We start from the raw sequence: 17,577 nt of genomic DNA, 5'->3' as shown, positions 1-17,577 counted from the left end.
TTGCGAACCCAGAGGCTGTCCGGCGCAACCGGGCCACAAAACGACATCGCCATCACCATCGAGATGGTATCGTTTTACGTAGTACGCCTCCCGGAGAAGGGAACCACACCATGGCTCGGACAGTCATCGATCTCGACGAGGACATGGTCGCCGAGGCTATGCGCATCTTCGGCACCAAGACCAAGGCGAAGGCCGTGCGACTGGCCATGGAGGACGCCGTCAAGCGCCACCTACGCCAAGAGTTCTTCGACGCCATGGACTCAGGCGAGCTCGACTTCAGCGAGATCATCGAGAACACCGGCCCCCGCAACGCCGACGGCTCCCTCAAGCGCACAGGCGGCCAGGCCGCCTGATGCAAGACCGCTACCTTATCGACAAGTCCGCCCTCGCTCGATGGTCGAAACCCCCGGTAAAAGACGCACTCCAGCCGCTGCATGAGCGCTACCTGCTAGCCGTGTGCCAGCCCACCGAATACGAAATGGTGCACTCCGCCCGCACCACCGCAGAAGCGCTGCGCATCAGCACCTGGCTCCACGCATTCGACTACCTCACCTGTGACGACGACACCTTCACCCGCGCCCTGGAGACCCAGCGCCACGCGCTCAACGCCGGCTTCCACCGCGCTCTGTCCCTCCCCGATCTGCTCATCGCCGCCACCGCAGAACTGCACCGGCTGACCGTCCTCCACTACGACGGCGACTTCGACATGATCGCCTCCGTCACCGGACAGCCGACCCAATGGGTGGTACCCCCGGGCAGCGCCGACCACTGAGCTGATTCCATCCTGATGGTTGCCGGCCAGTGGGGCCCGGCGCAGGGTGGCATTCCCCTCAGGGTCGAACCGATCTGCGGACTGTTGCGGACAGCGCGACGGCCTGACTCGCGTTCTCGCAGGTCAGGCCGCCTCTGTACATGCGATCAGACGTTGAAGCGGAACTCCACCACGTCGCCGTCCTGCATCACGTAGTCCTTGCCCTCCATGCGGGCCTTGCCGGCGGCGCGGGCGTCGGCTACGGAGCCGGTGGTGACGAGGTCGTCGAAGGAGATGACCTCGGCCTTGATGAAGCCCTTCTGGAAGTCGGTGTGGATCACACCGGCCGCCTCCGGGGCGGTGGCGCCCTTCTTGATGGTCCAGGCGCGGGCTTCCTTCGGGCCGGCCGTCAGGTACGTCTGGAGGCCCAGGGTGTCGAAGCCGACCCGGGCCAGGGTGGCGAGGCCGGGCTCCTCGGCGCCCACGGACTGGAGGAGCTCCAGGGCGTCCTCCTCGTCCAGCTCGGCCAGGTCCGCCTCCAGCTTGGCGTTGAGGAAGATCGCCTCCGCCGGGGCGACCAGGGCGCGCTGCTCGTCCTTGAACGCCTCGTCCGTCAGCTCCTCCTCGTCGACGTTGAAGACGTAGAGGAACGGCTTGGTGGTGAGGAGGTGCAGGTCGTGGAGGAGGGCGGCCTGCTCGCTGCCCTGGACGATGCCCTGCGAGAACAGGGTGTCGCCGCGCTCCAGGATCTCCTTGGCCGCCTCGACCGCCGCCACCTTCGGCGCGACGTCCTTCTTGATCCGGGACTCCTTCTGGAGGCGCGGGAGGACCTTCTCGATCGTCTGGAGGTCGGCGAGGATCAGCTCGGTGTTGATCGTCTCGATGTCGTCCTTCGGCGAGACCTTGCCGTCGACGTGGACGACGTTCTCGTCCTTGAAGGCGCGGATGACCTGGCAGATCGCGTCCGACTCGCGGATGTTCGCGAGGAACTTGTTGCCCAGGCCCTCGCCCTCGCTCGCGCCGCGCACGATGCCCGCGATGTCGACGAAGTCGACCGTCGCCGGCAGGACGCGCTGCGAGCTGAAGATCTCCGCGAGCTTCTGGAGCCGGGTGTCGGGCACGCCCACCACGCCGACGTTCGGCTCGATGGTGGCGAACGGGTAGTTGGCCGCCAGCACGTCGTTCTTGGTCAGGGCGTTGAACAGGGTCGACTTGCCGACATTGGGCAGACCGACGATTCCGATCGTGAGCGACACGTTGGCGACTTCCTGGGAGGTGGGAGACGGGGCCGACCCCCCAGTCTACGGGCGCGGTGCCGCCCCCGTACCACGGGCGGGGCCCCGGCGCTCGCCGGCGGCGTCCCTGGGACTTTGCGCCAAGCTCATCCCAAAGGCGTGTCTCGTACCGGTTTTCGGACCTCTCCCGGCCTACGTTGTCCCCGTGGAGCAGCAAAGGAGCAGTCCCCCTCGACGCCCGCGGCGGCCGCAGTCCCCGGCGGCCCGGCCGCAGCCTCCCGTACGGCCGCAGCAGCCCTCCGCTCGGCCGCCGTCCCCCGTCCTGCCGTCGCGGGGCGCCCGCCGCCCGCGGCCCGGCTCCCCCGCCCCCGGGGCCGGCCGGCCGACCGGTCCTGCGGGCCGGGCACTGCCGCCGGTCGCGGCCCTCGTCCGTGCCGTGCGGCGGTTGCCGAACCCCCGGCTCACCGGCCTCGGCGCCGGCCTCTTCGCGTCCGCCGCGATGCTGGTGGTCGGTTGCCTGGACCTGCTGCTCGCGGACGGCTCGCCCCTGGTGTACGGGCTGCTCTTCCTGCCGGTCAGTGCCCTGACCGCGCTCTGGGTGCGGGCTGCGGACCTCGTGACCGCTCCCATCAGCGTGCCCATCGCCTTCGCCGTCGGGGTGGTGCCCATCGCGGGCGGCGAGGGCGGGATCGGCGGGCACACCATGGCCGTCGTCACCGCGCTCGCGGTGCAGGCCGGGTGGCTGTACGGGGGGACGCTGGTGGCCGGGTCCCTCACATGTGTACGGAAGGTGCGGCAGATGGGACGGCGGCAGCAGGCCAGGGCGGCGGCGCAGCGGCGCCCTGGCTGAGCACGGGACCGCGCCCGGTGCCCCTGTGCGCCCCGCAGCCCGCGGAGCTCCGCCTGTTCCGGCAGCTCTCGTAGCCGTGGAGCCCCCGGTGGCTCCGGCTCCGGTGGTTCCGACTCTGGTAGCTCCGGAGATCTCCGTGGCCTCGGTGGCTTCGGTGGCCTCCGTGGCTTCGGTGGCCTCCGTGGCTTCGGCGCAGTGTCCTGGCCGTCGCGTCGTCTCGTACCGGGGGTGCCGCCGGGCGCGGGCCCGGGCCCTGGGGCACGCCGCCGCCGGGGCAGCCGCCCCGGCGCAGGGACCGGTCCGTGGTGTGCCGGGGCGGTCGGCGGGGGTCGTGGTCAGCGGGCTGCTGCCGCCGACATGGCCGCGCCGACGATGCCCGCGTTGTTCTGCAGGGCGGCCGGGACGATCTCCGCCCGTACGTTCTTGATCAGCGGCAGGAACTTCTCGGCCTTGCGGCTCACCCCGCCGCCCACGATGAACAGCTCCGGCGAGAACAGCATCTCCAGGTGGGCCAGGTACTTGCGGACCCGGTGTGCCCACTCCTGCCAGCTCAGGTCCTTGTCCTCCTTGGCCTTCGTGGAGGCGTGGCGTTCTGCGTCCTTGCTGTTCAGCTCCAGGTGGCCCAGCTCCGTGTTGGGGACCAGCCTGCCGTCGGTGAAGAGGGCGCTGCCGATGCCCGTACCGAAGGTGAGCACGATGACGGTGCCCGTGCGGCCCCGGCCCGCGCCGTGGGTCATCTCCGCCACGCCGGCCGCGTCGGCGTCGTTCAGCACGGTCACCGGCAGGCCGCCCAGCCGGTCGCCCAGCAGTGCCGCGGCGTCCACGTCGATCCAGGACGCGTCCATGTTCGCGGCGGTCCGGATCGTGGACCTGCCCGTCACGACGCCGGGGAACGTCACCCCCACGGGGCCTGACCAGCCGAAGTGCGCCACGACCTCGGCGACGCAGCCCGCGACGTCCGAAGGCGTCGCGGGCTGCGGGGTCAGTACCTTGTGGCGGGACTCCGCCAGATCGCCGAGGTCGAGGTCCACTGGAGCGCCCTTGATCCCTGACCCGCCGATGTCCACTCCGAAGACGTTCATGGACACCACGTTACGGGGATCACATGCCGCCGTGGGCTACTGCTGCTCCACCAGGGAAGCGGCCTCCGCGCGCAGGTCGCGGCGCAGCTCCTTCGGCAGGGAGAAGACGATCGACTCCTCCGCTGCCTTCACGATCTCGACGTCCTCGAAGCCGCGCTGCGCCAGCCACTCGAGGACGCCTTCGACGAGCACCTCCGGCACGGACGCGCCCGAGGTCACGCCGACCGTCGCCACGCCGTCCAGCCACGCCTCGTCGATCTCCTCCGCGAAGTCGACCAGGTGCGCCTCCTTGGCGCCGGCCAGCTTGGCGACCTCGACGAGGCGCACGGAGTTGGACGAGTTGCGGGAGCCGACGACGATGACCAGGTCGGCTTCCGCGCCCATCTGCTTCACGGCCAGCTGGCGGTTCTGGGTCGCGTAGCAGATGTCGTCGCTGGGCGGTGAGACCAGGAGCGGGAACTTCTCCTTCAGCGCGTCGACGGTCTCCATCGTCTCGTCGACGGAGAGCGTCGTCTGCGACAGCCAGACCACCTTGGACGGGTCGCGGACCTCGACCTTCTCGACGTCGCCGGGGCCGTCGACGAGCTGGATGTGGTCGGGGGCCTCGCCGGAGGTGCCGATGACCTCCTCGTGGCCCTCGTGGCCGATCAGGAGGATGTCGAAGTCCTCCTGGGCGTACCGGATGGCCTCCTTGTGCACCTTGGTGACCAGCGGGCACGTGGCGTCGATCGTGGCGAGGCGGCCCTCCTTGGCCTCCTCGTGGACGGTGGGCGCGACGCCGTGCGCCGAGAACATCACGATGGAGCCGGGCGGCACCTCCGCGGTCTGCTCGACGAAGATCGCGCCCTTCCTCTCCAGGGTCTGCACGACGTACTTGTTGTGGACGATCTCGTGGCGGACGTAGACGGGCGCGCCGTACTGCTCCAGCGCCTTCTCCACGGCGATCACGGCACGGTCCACGCCCGCGCAGTAACCGCGGGGAGCGGCGAGGAGGACCCGGCGGGCAGGAGGCGTAGGAGTCATGCCCCCCATCGTAAGGGTGGGTGCGGAGGGGGAAGATCCGCCGCCGGGCGGGGCGGGTCGCCGACCGGACGAGCTGCGTGTGAGTGTTCGACGCGGTGCGCGGGCTGCGGTGGGCGCGTCGAGCGGATCCGGTGCGCGGGCGGGCGGGTGGGGCCCGCGCTGAAGGCGGGACGTGCCCGCTCTGTGCGCGGGACGTGCCCGGTGGGCGGGACGTGCTCCATGCGCGGGAGGGTGTTGTGGGCGGGCGGGGTACGGGAGTGCGGTGGCTGCACGGCGGTCGTGACCGTAGGCGGTGGCTGCACGGCGGCCGTGACCGGGGGCGGTGTCAGCGGTGGCGCGTACGCTCGCCCTATGCCTCTGTCTACGTCTGCCGAAGCCCCCCTGCCCGTCGGAGAGGTGTCACGGCTCATCGGGGGGTGGGTCGACCGGCTCGGGGCCGTATGGGTGGAGGGCCAGATCACCCAGCTGTCGCGGCGGCCCGGTGCCGGGGTCGTGTTCCTGACGCTGCGCGACCCGTCGTACGACATCTCCGTGAGCGTGACCTGCTACCGGCAGGTGTTCGACGCGGTGGCCGATGTGGTGTCGGAGGGTGCGCGGGTCGTCGTGCACGCGAAGCCGGAGTGGTACGCGCCGCGCGGCCAGCTGTCGCTGCGGGCAGCGGAGATAAGGCCGGTCGGCATCGGGGAGCTGCTGGCGCGGTTGGAGCGGCTGAAGCGGACGCTGGCGTCAGAGGGGTTGTTCGCTGCGGAGCGGAAGCGTCCGGTGCCGTTCCTCCCGCAGCTGATCGGGTTGGTGTGCGGCCGGGCGTCGGCGGCCGAGCGCGACGTGCTGGAGGTGGCGCGGCGCCGCTGGCCCGCCGTGCGGTTCGAGGTGCGGAACGTGGCCGTGCAGGGCGTCCACGCGGTGCCGCAGGTGGTGCGGGCGGTCCAGGAGCTGGACGCGCTGCCGCAGGTGGACGTGATCATCGTGGCGCGGGGCGGCGGCAGTGTGGAGGACCTGCTGCCGTTCTCGGACGAGGAGCTCGTACGGGCGGTGGCGGCCTGTCGTACGCCCGTGGTGTCCGCGATCGGCCACGAACCGGACTCCCCGCTTCTGGACCTCGTGGCGGACGTACGGGCCGCCACCCCGACGGACGCGGCCAAGAAGGTAGTCCCGGACGTGGGCGAGGAGTTGCAGCGGGTACGGCAGTTGCGGGACCGGGCGCTGCGCTGCGTGCGGGGACTGCTGGAGCGCGAGGAGCGCGGGTTGGCGCATGCGCTGGCCCGGCCGGTGATGGAGCACCCGCAGCGGATGCTGGAGGAGCGGGAGGCGCAGGTCGAGGCGGTGCTGGCGCGCGGGCGCCGGGTGCTGGGGCACCTGCTGGACCGCGCGGATTCCGAGCTGGTCCACACGCACGCACGCGTGGTGGCCCTGTCACCGGCGGCGACGCTCCGGCGCGGGTACGCGGTCCTGCAGCGGTCGGACGGTGCGGTGGTGCGGGCACCGGAGGACGTGGCGGTGGGAGAGCGGCTGCGGGCCCGGGTCGCGGCGGGCGAGTTCGCGGTGCACCGCGTGGAGGGGGACGGCTCGGGCGGGGACGGCTCGGGCGGGGACGCTGCGGCACGGTCGGGCGGGCAGGCAGACGCAGGCCCCGCCGCGCGGGAGGAGGCGGGCGCGGAGCGGGCCGCGGCCGATCGGGCCGACGCGGATCGGGCCGACGCGGATCGGGCTGACGCGGATCGGGCTGACGCGTAGACGGTTCGACACGGGGCGGGCGGACGCGAGGGGATGCGGGGGGATGCGGGGCGGACTGACGCTTGGGCGAGCGTGAGCCCGGTGGGAAGCGGGGCGCAGGCCAGGCGGGCGCACCACCGCACCAGCGCACCAGCGCACCAGCGCACCAGCGCACCAGCACGGTGCAGTACGGGGCACCAGCACGGTGCAGTACGGGGCCCCAGCGGGGCGGAGCGTGGTGGGGCTCCCGCCGCCGGCCTGCGCAGGAAGGAACGTCCCACGGCGGGACCGTGCCCGACGAAAGCGCCGGCCACCAGGTCGCGCACGGCAGAGTGCGCCCGCCGGACCTCCGGCTCCGCGACGCCTTCCCACCGTCTCGGCACCGGGCGCCTTCCCACCGTCTCGGCACCGGGCGCCTGCCCCGCGCCGAGGCGGGGCGCCGCGTCGCGAAGGGGGAAGCGCCGTGTGGGGGCACGGCGTGCGCGGCGGTGTTGTCGGCTCCCGCCCGTAGGGTGGACGGCATGACGGCCAACACGACGGACAGGGCGGACGGGGTGGGCGCCCCCGACCTCTCCGGGACCACGACGCTGGGGTACGAGCAGGCGCGCGACGAGCTGATCGAGGTCGTGCGGCGCCTGGAGGCGGGCGGCACCACGCTGGAGGAGTCGCTCGCGCTCTGGGAGCGGGGCGAGGAGCTCGCGCGGGTGTGCCGCCACTGGCTGGAGGGCGCGCGGGCCCGGCTGGACGCCGCGCTGGCCTCCGAGCACGAGGACGCAGAGGGCACCGCCGAGCACGGAGCGTCCTCCCCGTAGCCCGGCCGTAGCGGGCACCGGCGTCGGCGGTCACCGGGAGTCGTCGAAGGGCGGGCGACAGAGCGGGCGAGACGGCTCCGGCATCGCGGACCTCGCCCATGCCGTCGAGGCCACCGCCGCCTCCCGGACCCGGTGGCCTCGACGGCATGCCCGCTGGGCGGGCCGGGCGGCACCCCGTGCGTACGCCCACCGGACGGGGAGGGAACCGCCACAGAGGCCATGCGCCCGACGGCACACGACACACGGGCCGGTGTCGACGCGGCCTGCCGGCCTGGGATCCGCGGGCCTGGCGGGTCGCCGACCTGCCGGAACAGCACCCGGCGTCCGACCTCTGCCGCGGCGGCACGACGCGCGTCCACCACGTCGGCCGTCGCCCCGGCCGATCACCGATCAGGGGGCGACCGCAGGTCACCGGTCACTCGGTCCGTGACCCGTCACACCAACGGTTTAGTTGAACGTTCACCTAAAAGGTCGTACGGTGGAGCCACCGCTGGATCACCGCTCTGCCGGAAGGTGCGTTACCCCATGTCCCTCGTCCTTGACCCCGCCGCCCAGGACCTCCTGTTCCGCCAGGCCCACACCGCCCACTCCTTCACCGACGAGCCGGTGACCGAGGAGCAGGTCCAGGCGATCTACGACCTGATCAAGTACGGCCCGACCGGGTTCAACCAGACGCCCCTGCGCATCACCCTGGTCCGGTCCGCCGAGGCCCGTGAGCGCCTCGTCCCGCTGATGGCGGAGGGCAACCAGGCGAAGACGGCGACCGCGCCGCTGACTGCGATCCTCGCGGCGGACAACGAGTTCCACGAGGAGCTGCCGAGGCTCTTCCCCGCCTTCCCGCAGGCCAAGGACCTGTTCTTCGCCGAGCGTCCGGCGCGTGAGGGCTCCGCCGGCATGAACGCCGCACTGCAGGCCGCGTACTTCATCCTCGGCGTCCGCGCCGCCGGCCTCGCCGCCGGGCCGATGACCGGCTTCGACTTCGCGGGTGTCCAGAAGGCGTTCCTGGACGACGACCACACCCCGCTGATGATCGTGAACATCGGCAAGCCCGGCGAGAACGCCGCGTACCCGCGGTCGCCGCGCCTGGCCTACGACGAGGTCGTCACCACCATCTGACCTCCCGCAGCCGACGGCCCCGCGCACCTTCCCCAAGGCGCCCGGGGCCGTCACCATCTCCGCCGACCGCCGGCATGAGGGGCCCACCACCCCTCATGAGTGGACTCCCGCTGCCTGGCACGAGTGGGCTCCCACCGCCCGGCACGAGTGGGCCCCACTATCCGGGGAGCCGCTCCCTCGCCGACCGCCGACTGTCCGTCTGTCCGCCGACCGACTGTCCGTCTGCCCGCCGTCCGCCGCCCGTCGGCCGCCCGCGCCCCCAAACTAGGCGCCCCGTCCTCCAGCCGCCAGGCGGGGGCCACCCGCGCCGACCGCGGGCCTCCGGCCGGTCGGCCGTGGGCCCGCCGCCCGCGGGTCAGGTCGGCTGCGGGCCAGTCGCCCGCCACCCGCCCGAAGTGGGCAGGCCGGGGTCAGTCGCCCGCGGACGTGCCGGGCTCCCCGCTCGGCACCGCACCGGACGGACCGCCCGACGCCCCGCTGGGCGCGGGCTGCGCGGACGTGAGCGCCGCCGCCATCGTGGCGAGCTGCTCGAACGGCGCCGTGCCCAGCACGACGGTGGTGACGCCCTTCTCCCGCAGGACCAGCGCGTCGTACTTGTCGCCCTCCCAGCGCTCCCAGGAGCGGCCGCCGGCCTGCTGGGTCTTCCCCGTGGCCGCCGCCCCGTGGCTCACGTCGCCGATGTAGCGCTTCGGGTCGGCCGTGGACTGCTCGACGGCGACGTACTCGCGCTCCGGCGTCAGGTAGCCGAGGTGCCAGGCGTTGCCTTCCTCGCGCCGGTACGAGACGGACGTGGCCCGCCAGCCCTCCGGCAGCCCCTCGGGGGCGGCGACCGGGTAGGGTGCGGCCCGCTGGGCGGTCACGAGCTCGACGCCGTAGTCCACCGCCTTCAGCGGGTCGGCGTTCTCGTCGTGCGGGACGAAGAGGTAGATCACCGCCGCGGCGGCGCAGATGACCGCCATCGACTGGAACATCCCGCGCACTGTCTGCTTGCCTCGCATGCCTGCCACGCCCCTATCGTCACATGGGGGCGGAGCGCTCATCCGTGGGGCCCTCTGCTCAGTTTGTCGACCTGGCGATAGAGTCACAGCACCCTCTTCACCACCGGCCGTCGCCGTACAGAAAGGTGCGCTCCGATGACCGAGCATCATCTGCCGTCCGAACTCGAGGTCTCCCCCGAGGCCCCCGACCGCAACCTCGCCCTGGAACTGGTCCGGGTCACCGAGGCGGCCGCCATGGCGGCCGGCCGCTGGGTCGGCCGCGGCGACAAGAACGGCGCCGACGGGGCCGCCGTCCGTGCCATGCGCACCCTCGTGTCCACCGTGTCGATGAACGGCGTCGTCGTCATCGGCGAGGGCGAGAAGGACGAGGCGCCGATGTTGTTCAACGGCGAGCGCATCGGCGACGGGACCGGCGCCGAGTGCGACATCGCCGTGGACCCGATCGACGGCACGACGCTCACCGCGAAGGGCATGCCCAACGCGATCGCCGTGCTCGCCGCCGCCGACCGCGGGACCATGTTCGACCCGTCCGCGGTGTTCTACATGGACAAGCTGGTCACCGGCCCCGAGGCGGCCGACTACGTGGACATCAACGCGCCCGTGTCGGTCAACATCCGCAGGGTCGCGAAGGCGAAGAACTCGGCGCCCGAGGACGTCACGGTCATGATCCTGGACCGGCCGCGCCACGAGGGCATCGTGAAGGAGATCCGCGAGACCGGGGCCCGGATCAAGTTCATCTCGGACGGCGACGTCGCCGGCTCCGTCATGGCGGTCCGCGAGGGCACCGGCGTGGACCTGCTCATGGGCATCGGCGGCACGCCCGAGGGCATCATCAGCGCCTGCGCGATCAAGTGCCTGGGCGGTGTCATCCAGGGCAAGCTGTGGCCGAAGGACGACGACGAGCGTCAGCGCGCCCTCGACGCGGGGCACGACCTGGACCGCGTGCTGACCACGAACGACCTGGTCAGCGGCGACAACGTGTTCTTCGTCGCGACCGGCATCACGGACGGCGAACTGCTGCGCGGGGTGCGCTACCGCTCGGAGACCGCCACGACGCAGTCCCTCGTCATGCGCTCGAAGTCGGGCACCATCCGGCAGATCGACTCCACGCACCGCCTGTCGAAGCTGCGCGCGTACAGCCAGATCGACTTCGACCGGGCGAAGTGACGCCGCGGCGGGGCGGTCGGGTGACCGGGTGACGAAGAGGGGCGCTCCCAGTGCGGTGGGAGCGCCCCTTCTCGTGCGGGCGGGGGCCGGGCCCCGCGTCCGCCGCCGTCACGTCCGCTGTCTGCTGCCTGTCGCCGGCAGGTGGTGCCGCGGCGGACGCGTCAGCCGGCGGCGGCGATGCGCCGGTCCGTCGACGCGGCCTTCTTCAGCTCCATGTCGCGGCGACGCCGGCGGGCCAGCACGACCCGGCGCTCGGCCGCGGTCAGTCCGCCCCACACGCCGTACGGCTCGGGCTGCAGCAGGGCGTGCTCACGGCACTCGACCATGACCGGGCAGCGGGCGCAGACCCTCTTGGCGGCCTCCTCCCTCGCCAGCCGGGCGGCCGTGGGCTCCTTCGACGGTGCGAAGAACAGTCCCGCCTCGTCGCGGCGGCACACCGCCTCGGTGTGCCAGGGGCCTGCCTCGTCCTCGCGGGCCGGGACGCGCGGGGACGGGACGGCGGCGATCTGGAGGGGCTGATGCGGCAGTTGCAGCGGCACGGTCTACTCCTGACGACGGCTTACGCAAGCGAGGGAGACGATGCAGCAAGCCCTACCCGCTGTGCGCACGCCTATGCACTGCGTGGCGCCGGGTTCCAGAGGGCGCGCCGATGGTCGGCTGGATTTCGCCGGTCCGGGTGTCCGGTGGGCCGGGGCGGCCGGGTCAGTGGCCCAGGTGCTTGCGCATCTTGTCGTGGAGGAGGTCGGCGATCCGCTTGCCGCGCTTCGGCTTGGCCTCGATGCTGCCGAAGACCGCGTAACCGTCGACGACCACGACGGGGGCCTCCGGGTCGGCGGCCTCCAGGGCGCGCACGTCGAAGTCGCCGAAGACGCCGGTGCCGTTGCCGCGCAGGGAGATGTTCTCCGGGACGCGGACCTCGATGCTGCCGAAGATCGCCGTGGCCTGGATGGTGGTGAGGCGTTGGGTGAACACGGCCTCGGTCAGGTCGATCTCGACGCTGCCGAAGAGGGCGAACGCGTGCGTCCGGGGGCCGATGCGGCGCCGGCCGCGGCGGGTGTGGGAGGAGAAGACGGCGACGAGCTTCTCGCCCTCCCCCGCGCCGTCCGCCCCGGCGGACCAGTCGGTGCCCTGCCCGTGAGCGGCCGGGGCGGGGCCGCCCGGTGCGGCGGGCAGGTCGCCGACCAGGGGCTCCAGTTCCCCCATGGTCTTGGCGCGGTAGACGGCGTCGATGCGTTCCGCGTGCTCGTCGGCGTCGAGCCGCCCCTCGGCCAGGGCTTCGCGGAGGATGTGCGCGATCCTGTCGCGGTCGGCGTCCGAGGCCCGCATGGAGGCCGTGTCCGGCACGGGGGCGGACGGCTGCTGGGGCTGCTTCTCAAGGTCCACGCGCTCAGCGTAGCGAAACGCGATAGATCGCGACTAGTGCGGGATGAGCCCTACCTCACAGACTCCGCCACCCAGGGGGCCTCTACGCTGGTGGACGCGCCGCCAAGGGAGGCCGCGCCGCTGTCCGCCGAGTGAGGAATGGCCGTCATGCCAGAGTTTGCGTACACCGATCTGCTCCCGCTGGGAGAGGACACCACGCCGTACCGCCTGGTGACCAAGGAGGGTGTGTCCACCTTCGAGGCCGACGGGCGGACCTTCCTCAAGGTGGAGCCGGAGGCGCTGCGCAAGCTGGCCGCCGAGGCGATCCACGACATCCAGCACTACCTGCGCCCGGCGCACCTGGCCCAGCTGCGCAAGATCATCGACGACCCCGAGGCGTCGTCGAACGACAAGTTCGTGGCGCTCGACCTGCTGAAGAACGCGAACATCGCGGCCGCGGGCGTGCTCCCGATGTGCCAGGACACCGGCACCGCGATCGTCATGGGCAAGCGCGGCCAGAACGTGCTGACCGAGGGCGAGGACGAGAAGGCCCTGTCCCGCGGCATCCACGACGCGTACACGCAGCTGAACCTGCGCTACTCGCAGATGGCCCCGCTCACGATGTGGGAGGAGAAGAACACCGGCTCCAACCTCCCCGCGCAGATCGAGCTGTACGCCACGGACGGCGGCGCGTACAAGTTCCTGTTCATGGCCAAGGGCGGCGGCTCGGCCAACAAGTCCTTCCTGTACCAGGAGACGAAGGCGGTCCTCAACGAGGCCTCCATGATGACGTTCCTGGAGGAGAAGATCCGCTCCCTGGGCACGGCCGCCTGCCCGCCGTACCACCTGGCGATCGTGGTTGGCGGCACGTCCGCCGAGTACGCGCTGAAGACCGCGAAGTACGCCTCGGCGCACTACCTGGACGAGCTGCCGGAGGAGGGCTCGGTCCTCGGGCACGGCTTCCGGGACAAGGAGTTGGAGGAGAAGGTCTTCGAGCTGACGCAGAAGATCGGCATCGGCGCGCAGTTCGGCGGCAAGTACTTCTGCCACGACGTGCGGGTCGTCCGCCTCCCCCGGCACGGCGCCTCCTGTCCGGTGGCCATCGCCGTGTCCTGCTCCGCGGACCGCCAGGCCGTCGCGAAGATCACCGCCGAGGGCGTCTTCCTGGAGCAGCTGGAGACCGACCCGGCGCGCTTCCTGCCCGACACCACGGACGCCGAGCTCACCGAGGGCTCCGGCGCGGGCCTCGGCGAGGCCGCCGACGGGCAGGACGTCGTGCGGATCGACCTGAACCAGCCGATGGACGAGATCCTCGCCGAGCTGTCCAAGTACCCGGTCAAGACCCGGCTGTCGCTGTCGGGCCCGCTGGTCGTGGCCCGCGACATCGCGCACGCCAAGATCAAGGAGCGGCTGGACGCGGGCGAGGAGATGCCGCAGTACCTGAAGGACCACCCGGTCTACTACGCCGGTCCCGCCAAGACTCCCGAGGGCTACGCCTCCGGCTCCTTCGGCCCCACGACGGCGGGCCGCATGGACTCGTACGTCGAGCAGTTCCAGGCGGCCGGCGGCTCCAAGGTGATGCTGGCCAAGGGCAACCGCTCCCAGCAGGTCACCGACGCGTGCGCCGCGCACGGCGGCTTCTACCTGGGCTCCATCGGCGGCCCGGCGGCCCGTCTCGCGCAGGACTGCATCAAGAAGGTCGAGGTCGTCGAGTACGAGGAGCTCGGCATGGAGGCCGTCTGGAAGATCGAGGTCGAGGACTTCCCGGCGTTCATCGTGGTCGACGACAAGGGCAACGACTTCTTCCGCGATCCGGCGCCCTCGCAGCCGACGTTCACGTCGATCCCGGTGCGCGGCCCCGGCCTGGCCTGACCCCGGCCGGCTCCCGGCGCGGGCGGTCCGCGCCGGGCCGCACCGGTGCCTGCGGCACCCTCCGACCGGACGGCCCCGGGTCCGGAGCGGCCAGTACCCGGTCGGACGGTCCCCGTTCGCAGGGGTCCACGCGCCCGGCGCCCTCCCGCCGGCCCGCGCAGGAGGCGGGAGGGCGCCGGGCCGGTACCGGCGCCGCTCCGGCCGTGCGGCTCCCCGCACCGGAGCGGCCGGTCCGGCTCCGGGCGGCCGGAAGCCCCGGTGAGGAGCAGCGCCCCTCCGGCCGGCCCCCGCGCCCGAGCACGCGGGCCCGGCGGCTCCCGGCACGCGCAAGGCGGCCTGCGCGGCTCCCCGGCACGTGAAGGGCGCCGGCCGCCGGGGCGGCGGCCGGGGCCCTCCCCCGTGGTGCGGTGGTGCCGGGCGGGCCGGTCAGGCGAAGCGCTGGTTCGCCGCGCCCGGCGTGCAGGGCTGGAGCCTCAGCGGCTCCCTGGCCGCCGCGTGCGTCACGCACAGGCCGCGTGCCGCCGACGGGCGCAGCGTGCCGTCGGACCGTACGAACGTCTGGTGCGCCACGCCCGAGCAGTCCCACACGACGAGCGCCGCCCCCGCCTCGTAGCGGGCGCCCGGCACGTCCAGGCACCGGTCGTGGGTGAGCGCGGTGTGCAGCGAGCCGCGTGCGGTGTCGTGCCACCAGTCCTGGTTTCGGCCGCCGTGGCAGTCCCAGCCGAGCACGGCCGTGCCGTTGCGGGTGGTCGCGCCGGAGACGTCCACGCAGGAGCCGGTGGCGGCGTTCCGCAGCGGGGTGAACTTGTCGTCCCACGCACCCGGCCACAGCACCGGTTCACCGGTGGACGCCGGGTCGGCGCAGCTCGCCTCGCGCACCCCGGCGGCGTACAGCTGGGTCAGGCAGGCCGCGAAGGCCCCGTGACCGGCCTTGTTGGGGTGGAAGGACTGGCGGACGGAGTTCTCGTCCCCGGGGAACTTCGAGACGTCGACGAACAGGCCCCGCGCCCAGGTCTCCTCCATGCAGACCTCGCGGCCGTGGAAGAGCCGGGAGGCGTCCAGGTACGTCGCACCGGTGGCGGCCGCGGCCCGGCGGACGCCGCGCTCGAAGGCCGGCACGGCCGTGTCGCGGCCCCACGTGGTGTCGGAGTCGTATCCCATGCCGCCGCAGGACAGCTTGCCCGGGAAGCGGGGGTTGTCGCGGAAGTCCGGGCCGATCGGGCTGGGGTAGCTCATCACCACGAGCTTGTAGTCGCCGTCGGCGTAACCGGCGTCGCGCATCACGGTGCGGAGGTCCCGCACGGTCTGCTCGACCTTGGGGACGAGGGCGTCGACGCGTGACTGCCAGCCCGGGGCGTACTTCGGCTCGCACGGGCCCTGGATCAGGACGTAGCGCGTGACGCAGTCCGTCATGACGGGGCCGAACTGGAGGTCGTCGTTGGCACCGGCGACCAGCAGCACCATCGAGATGCGGGTGTTGCGGGCCTTGACGGCGAGGCTGTCGCTCTGGACCAGTTCGTCGGCGTACTGCGGGGAGCCGCCGATCCGGATGTTGGCGGTGGACGCTCCGGAGCAGGCGACGTTGTACGTGACGTCGGCGGGGATGCCGGTGCGGTGGATGGCGGCGTCCGGCGAGCGGTGGCACCAGTTGTCGGGACCGTCGGTGCCGGGCTCGTACGTGCCGACGCCCTCGCCGCTGATCTCGCTGTCGCCGAGGGAGATCAGCGCGCTCTTGCGTTCGTCGAGCGGGCGTTCCTCGGGGCTGCCGTAGAGGGCGGTGGCCTCGGCCGCTCGCATGGCCTCCAGCGGGGCGGGCAGCGGAGTGGAGGTGAGGGTGCGTCGGGTGCCGTCGTCCGCCGCGGCGGGAGCGGCCGTCCCGCCGAACACGGCCGCGAGAGCGGCGACCGCGGCGACCGGCCATCCGAGTCTCAGTCTGGTGCGCGCCATTGCGCCTCCTGGAAGTGGGGTTACCCACGGTTTTTACTGGCTGGTAACGCACTTGGGAATAGACGGAACAAGACAAGTGCTCATCGTGAGCAGGAGGTTGGGCCATGACAGAGGCGAGTGAGCAGCCGGGCAACCATCGGATCGAGAAGGACTCCATGGGCGAGGTGCGGGTCCCCGCGCACGCCAAGTGGCGGGCCCAGACCCAGCGGGCGGTGGAGAACTTCCCGCTGTCGGGCCTGCGCCTGGAGCGCGCCCACATCGCGGCCCTGGCCCACATCAAGGCGGCGGCGGCCCGTGTCAACGCCGAGCTCGGGGTGCTGGACGCGGACCTCGCGCACGCGGTGCGGGAGGCGGCGGGAGAGGTCGCGGAGGGCCGCTGGGACGATCACTTCCCCGTCGACGTGTTCCAGACCGGCTCCGGCACCTCGTCCAACATGAACATGAACGAGGTGCTGGCCACGCTGGCGAGCGAGCGGCTGGGGCGGCCCGTCCACCCCAACGACCACGTCAACGCCTCCCAGTCGTCGAACGACGTCTTCCCCTCCTCCATCCACGTGGCGGCGACGGCGGCCGTGACCGAGGACCTGATCCCGGCCCTGGAGCATCTGGCCATGTCGCTGGAGCGGAAATCAGCCGAGTTCGCGGAGGTCGTCAAGTCGGGGCGGACGCATCTGATGGACGCCACGCCGGTGACGCTCGGCCAGGAGTTCGGCGGCTACGCGGCGCAGGTGCGGTACGGCGTGGAGCGGCTGCGGGCGTCCCTCCCCCGCCTGGCCGAACTACCGCTGGGCGGCACGGCGGTGGGCACCGGCATCAACACGCCGCCCGGGTTCGCCCCCGCCGTCATCACCGAGGTCGCCCGGATCACGGGCCTGCCCCTGACGGAGGCGCGCGACCACTTCGAGGCGCAGGGGGCCCGGGACGCGCTCGTCGAGACCTCGGGGCAGCTCCGCACGGTCGCCGTCTCCCTCACCAAGATCGCGAACGATCTGCGGTGGATGGCGTCCGGGCCGCGCACCGGTCTCGCGGAGATCGCGCTTCCCGATCTCCAGCCCGGTTCGTCGATCATGCCGGGGAAGGTGAACCCGGTCGTCCCGGAGGCCGTCCTGATGGTGGCCGCGCAGGTCACCGGCAACGACACGACCGTGGCCGTGGCGGGCGCCGCCGGGAACTTCGAGCTGAACGTGATGCTCCCGGTCATGGCGAAGAACCTGCTGGAGTCCGTACGCCTCCTCTCGCGGGCGGCCCGGCTGCTGGCGGACCGCACGGTCGACGGGATCACCGCGAACGTCGAGCGGGCCCGGGAGTACGCCGAGTCGTCCCCGTCCGTCGTCACCCCCCTCAACCGGTACATCGGCTACGAGGAGGCCGCGAAGGTCGCGAAGCGGTCACTGGCCGAACGCAAGACGATCCGGCAGGTGGTGCTGGAGTCGGGGTACGTGGAGCGCGGCGACCTCACCCTGGAGCAGCTTGACGAGGCCCTCGACGTGCTGCGGATGACCCGCCCGTGACCAGGCCGGACGGTGACGTGAGTCGCGGACGCAGGGGGCGGGCCGCCCCTAAGATCTGCGCATGACAGCGGAGACGACAGGGGCAGGGACGGCAGCAGAGCCAGGTACGGAACCGGCCGCGGGCGGCGCCGCGCACCG

At 72.4% G+C, this 17,577-nt stretch carries 16 protein-coding genes; 9 read left to right on the top strand and 7 right to left on the bottom strand.

The annotated features are described in order from the left end of the window. The first annotated feature begins 110 nt into the window (after positions 1-110). Positions 111-353: a type II toxin-antitoxin system VapB family antitoxin gene (locus BJP40_RS27985; RefSeq protein WP_031144348.1), complete on the top strand. Its 243-nt coding sequence runs from the start codon at positions 111-113 to the stop codon at positions 351-353. Then, the gene (locus BJP40_RS27980; RefSeq protein ID WP_071283174.1) at positions 353-772 is read left to right on the top strand and encodes a PIN domain nuclease; all 420 of its coding nucleotides are present in this window, start codon (positions 353-355) and stop codon (positions 770-772) included. The genes BJP40_RS27985 and BJP40_RS27980 overlap by 1 nt, the downstream gene beginning before the upstream one ends. A gap of 146 nt (positions 773-918) precedes the next feature. On the opposite strand, the gene ychF is transcribed toward BJP40_RS27980, so the two are convergent. Then, positions 919-2,007 carry a redox-regulated ATPase YchF gene (gene ychF, locus BJP40_RS27975; RefSeq protein WP_071268983.1) on the bottom strand — a complete coding sequence of 363 codons (1,089 nt, stop codon included), beginning with the start codon at positions 2,005-2,007 and terminating at the stop codon, positions 919-921. Between the two features lie 184 nt (positions 2,008-2,191). On the opposite strand from ychF, the gene BJP40_RS27970 reads away from it, so the two are divergent. Further along, a complete protein-coding gene (locus BJP40_RS27970) occupies positions 2,192-2,836 on the top strand; it encodes a DUF6542 domain-containing protein (protein WP_071283172.1) in 645 nt (214 codons plus the stop codon). A 335-nt stretch (positions 2,837-3,171) separates the two neighbouring features. Here the strand turns inward: BJP40_RS27970 and ppgK are convergent, their stop codons facing one another. Together ppgK and BJP40_RS27960 are read right to left on the bottom strand one after the other, a co-directional pair. After that, complete coding sequence (gene ppgK / locus BJP40_RS27965; protein ID WP_071283171.1) at positions 3,172-3,918, bottom strand: polyphosphate--glucose phosphotransferase; 747 nt, start codon at positions 3,916-3,918, stop codon at positions 3,172-3,174. 36 nt (positions 3,919-3,954) lie between these two features. Further along, entirely contained in the window at positions 3,955-4,941 is a 987-nt protein-coding gene (locus BJP40_RS27960; protein ID WP_071270352.1) for a 4-hydroxy-3-methylbut-2-enyl diphosphate reductase, read from the bottom strand. 351 nt (positions 4,942-5,292) lie between these two features. Between BJP40_RS27960 and xseA the strand changes: the two genes are divergently transcribed. The 3 genes from xseA (at position 5,293) to BJP40_RS27945 (ending at position 8,582) form a co-directional block, all read left to right on the top strand. After that, a complete protein-coding gene (xseA, locus tag BJP40_RS27955; protein WP_079171529.1) occupies positions 5,293-6,675 on the top strand; it encodes an exodeoxyribonuclease VII large subunit in 1,383 nt (460 codons plus the stop codon). 500 nt (positions 6,676-7,175) lie between these two features. After that, positions 7,176-7,466 carry an exodeoxyribonuclease VII small subunit gene (locus BJP40_RS27950; protein WP_071266081.1) on the top strand — a complete coding sequence of 97 codons (291 nt, stop codon included), beginning with the start codon at positions 7,176-7,178 and terminating at the stop codon, positions 7,464-7,466. 525 nt (positions 7,467-7,991) lie between these two features. Then, complete coding sequence (locus BJP40_RS27945) at positions 7,992-8,582, top strand: malonic semialdehyde reductase (RefSeq protein ID WP_071266075.1); 591 nt, start codon at positions 7,992-7,994, stop codon at positions 8,580-8,582. A 410-nt stretch (positions 8,583-8,992) separates the two neighbouring features. Here the strand turns inward: BJP40_RS27945 and BJP40_RS27940 are convergent, their stop codons facing one another. Beyond that, positions 8,993-9,580, bottom strand: coding sequence for a DUF4245 domain-containing protein (locus BJP40_RS27940; protein ID WP_177204501.1), 588 nt, complete (start codon positions 9,578-9,580; stop codon positions 8,993-8,995). 135 nt (positions 9,581-9,715) lie between these two features. Here BJP40_RS27940 and glpX point away from each other — a divergent pair, with 135 nt between their 5' ends. Then, positions 9,716-10,747: a class II fructose-bisphosphatase gene (gene glpX, locus BJP40_RS27935; RefSeq protein ID WP_071266071.1), complete on the top strand. Its 1,032-nt coding sequence runs from the start codon at positions 9,716-9,718 to the stop codon at positions 10,745-10,747. Positions 10,748-10,908: 161 nt separating this feature from the next. On the opposite strand, the gene BJP40_RS27930 is transcribed toward glpX, so the two are convergent. Further along, positions 10,909-11,286: a WhiB family transcriptional regulator gene (locus tag BJP40_RS27930; RefSeq protein WP_371258706.1), complete on the bottom strand. Its 378-nt coding sequence runs from the start codon at positions 11,284-11,286 to the stop codon at positions 10,909-10,911. A 163-nt stretch (positions 11,287-11,449) separates the two neighbouring features. Beyond that, a complete protein-coding gene (locus tag BJP40_RS27925) occupies positions 11,450-12,130 on the bottom strand; it encodes a DUF1707 domain-containing protein (RefSeq protein WP_071266069.1) in 681 nt (226 codons plus the stop codon). Positions 12,131-12,277: 147 nt separating this feature from the next. On the opposite strand from BJP40_RS27925, the gene BJP40_RS27920 reads away from it, so the two are divergent. Beyond that, entirely contained in the window at positions 12,278-13,981 is a 1,704-nt protein-coding gene (locus BJP40_RS27920; RefSeq protein ID WP_071266077.1) for a fumarate hydratase, read from the top strand. A gap of 426 nt (positions 13,982-14,407) precedes the next feature. Here the strand turns inward: BJP40_RS27920 and BJP40_RS27915 are convergent, their stop codons facing one another. Further along, positions 14,408-15,928 (bottom strand): ricin-type beta-trefoil lectin domain protein, encoded by a 1,521-nt coding sequence (locus BJP40_RS27915; protein ID WP_071283167.1) that lies wholly within the window; start codon positions 15,926-15,928, stop codon positions 14,408-14,410. Positions 15,929-16,032: 104 nt separating this feature from the next. Here BJP40_RS27915 and BJP40_RS27910 point away from each other — a divergent pair, with 104 nt between their 5' ends. Next, on the top strand, positions 16,033-17,439 hold the full coding sequence (locus BJP40_RS27910) for an aspartate ammonia-lyase (RefSeq protein ID WP_071266065.1): 1,407 nt from the start codon (positions 16,033-16,035) through the stop codon (positions 17,437-17,439). The last annotated feature ends 138 nt before the right edge of the window (positions 17,440-17,577 follow it).

Source organism: Streptomyces sp. CC53 (assembly GCF_001865245.1).
In the GTDB taxonomy this organism is placed as follows: Bacteria; Actinomycetota; Actinomycetes; order Streptomycetales; family Streptomycetaceae; genus Streptomyces.
Note: the sequence above shows the minus strand (reverse complement) of the source record. Positions and strands in the feature narration are given on the sequence as shown.